Raw genomic sequence first — 2,460 nt, 5'->3', positions numbered from 1 at the left:
TGGCGGTGGTATGGCTCGCCGTCCGTCTGAAGGGCGCATCCTTCGCCGACTATCTCGCCCTGCGCTGGCCGTCCTGGAAGCAACTCCTGTTCGGCGCCGTCGGTCTCGTGCTTCTCGTGCTGGCCTGGGAGACGATGTCACGGACGTTGGGTCGCGAGGCGACGCCAGGCTTCATGACCGATCTCCTGAAATCGGGCCGCGACAAGGGCGCCGCAGCGTCGCTGCTGCTGGCCTTCAGCGTCGCCGCGCCAATGTCGGAGGAAGTCCTCGCGCGAGGCTTCCTCTATCGGGGCTGGTCGGCAAGCTTCCTGCGCGTGCCCGGCGCGATCCTGCTGTCGTCACTGGTCTGGACGGTCGTGCATCTGCAGTACGACATGTACTTCCTCGCCGAGGTCTTCACCATCGGCGTCTGGTTCGGCTACATGCGCTATCGCGCCAATTCGCTCTGGCTCACGATCGTCCTGCATGCGCTGAACAACCTGACCGCGGTGGTGCTGACGATGTGGCTGGGGAGCTAGGCGGGCGCTCGCCACTTCAAGCTCTATGACGATACGGTAGGCACCCCGCCGCCACCAGCGCCATTCGTCATTGACGGTCAGCAAGATGGTTCGATACTCTGGGTAGAGTGAGTATTTTGCGTCCCTAAGAAGTTGCTGCGAAAATCCTTCATGACGGATCTCAAAAACGTGAGCGATCCCGTCCCAGTCTCGCCGTCGGCGCGTCGGACTTGGGACTTTTGGGAGACAACGCTGATAGCTTTGATTGCAGACGGCGCTTTTGTGCTGACAGGCGGAGTCCTGGTGAGCATCATCCTGGCCGTCAATGTCGGACCGAAAATATTGGCTCCAGGCGAACTTCAGGCGTTGGCGTCACAGGGGCGTTGGTATGGAGTCGCCCTCATCTCGGGAACGCCGCCTGCCATCGCGGTACTCTGGATTGCGATCCGCATGGCTGGCAGAGAATTTGGCGAGTATCTCGCTCTGAATTGGCCAACCGGGGGCGAGATAGTGCGCGCCCTGGCCATCATGACGATCGTTTTGTCGATCGAGGATTCGTGCTGTCGAAGATGGGTGCGGGAGGATATCAGCCCGGTCCCACGCTCGTGGTGGGAGGGGCCGCGGGATTGCTCGCATGGCTCATTGGAGGCTGTATTGCTGGACCTCTCGTCGAAGAGTTTGTTGTTCGCGGCTTCTTGTTCCGCGGCTGGTCGCAATCTTCTCTCGGGCCGATCGGAGCCATTGTCCTTACATCGGCAGTATGGGCGATGAATCATACCCAGTACGATTGGTTCGGGCGCCTGCTTATTTTCGTTTTCGGGCTTGTTCTTGGCCACCTGCGGTGGACCACCAATTCCGCATGGATCACGGTGGTGGCTCATTCGGCTTACAATACGGTTATCCTTTTTACATTGGGCCGCTACGTCTAGCTGTGAGCTTTCAGGAGGTTGTCCATTCGGCCCTGACCGAGGAAGCTGAGGTTGCTGAAGCTTCAGATTCCGAGGGGAGAACCGAATGGACACCCATAAGAATGCGCCTCTGACGCCGAAAGGTCGAGAGGCCATGGTGCGGAGTGTGGTCGAAGGTGGCCTTACGAAGGCCGCAGCCGCGCTCCAGTTCAACGTGACAGCGAAAACGGTTGCCAAATGGGTCAAGCGCTTCCGCGAGGAAGGCGTGGACGGGTTGCGTGATCGCTCCTCACGGCCCCTTTCATCGCCGAGCCAAACCCTGCCTGCCACANGCGCTGCGGTCGAGGTGTTGCGCCGGCAGCGCCACACCGGCCAGCAGATTGCGGCCGAGGTCGGGATCTCTCCGGCGACCGTCAGCCGCATCCTGCAACGGTTGGGATTGAACCGGTTGCGCGACCTGGAGCCAGCCGAGCTGGTGCGGCGCTATGAACGCGAACATCCCGGGGAGTTGATCCACATCGACATCAAAAAGCTCGGCAAGTTCAACCGTGTAGGCCATCGCATCACCGGTGATCGAACTGGCCAGAGCAGCCTGCGTGCCCGCGGTGAAGGACCTGGCTGGGAATACGTCCACGTCTGTATCGACGATGCCTCCCGCATCGCCTTCAGCAAGGTCATGAAGAGCGAGCGAAGGAGCTGTGCCGTGTCTTTCCTCAAGGCAGCGATCGCCTACTACGCCAGCCTGGGCATCAAGGTCGAGCGGGTCATGACCGACAACGGCTCTTGCTACAAATCCTTTGCCTTCCGCAAAGCCTGCAGACGTCTCGGCCTGAAGCACATCCGCACCAGGCCCTACACGCCCAAGACCAACGGCAAGGCTGAACGCTTTATCCAGACCAGCCTGCGCGAGTGGGCCTATGCCCGCGCCTACAACACCTCAAAAGAACGAGCCGACGAGCTGCCGAGGTGGCTTCACCGCTACAATTGGCATCGGCCTCATGGCAGTATCGGTTCCGTGCCACCCATCAGCAGACTCGCTCTAAACAGGAACAACC

3 protein-coding genes and 1 pseudogene are annotated in these 2,460 nt (G+C 60.5%); all 4 read left to right on the top strand.

Annotation, left to right across the window (positions count from 1 at the left end; translation table 11 throughout):
* Positions 1 to 518 (top strand): CPBP family intramembrane glutamic endopeptidase (locus AYJ54_RS03975; protein ID WP_245328871.1); only part of this gene is annotated, 518 nt, incomplete at its 5' end.
* Positions 519 to 1,054: 536 nt separating this feature from the next.
* Positions 1,055 to 1,426, top strand: coding sequence for a CPBP family intramembrane glutamic endopeptidase (locus AYJ54_RS46655; protein WP_136623421.1), 372 nt, complete (start codon positions 1,055 to 1,057; stop codon positions 1,424 to 1,426).
* An 85-nt stretch (positions 1,427 to 1,511) separates the two neighbouring features.
* A pseudogene (locus AYJ54_RS51900) lies at positions 1,512 to 1,736 on the top strand (leucine zipper domain-containing protein); the annotation flags it as partial.
* 1 nt (position 1,737) lies between these two features.
* A partial coding sequence (locus AYJ54_RS03965) for an IS481 family transposase (protein WP_245328875.1) occupies positions 1,738 to 2,460 on the top strand: 723 nt, incomplete at both ends.

The sequence above is a fragment of the Bradyrhizobium centrolobii genome (assembly GCF_001641635.1).
In the GTDB taxonomy this organism is placed as follows: domain Bacteria; phylum Pseudomonadota; class Alphaproteobacteria; order Rhizobiales; family Xanthobacteraceae; genus Bradyrhizobium; species Bradyrhizobium centrolobii.
The sequence above is the reverse complement of the archived record's forward strand: the minus strand, read 5'-3'. Positions and strand labels throughout refer to the sequence as shown.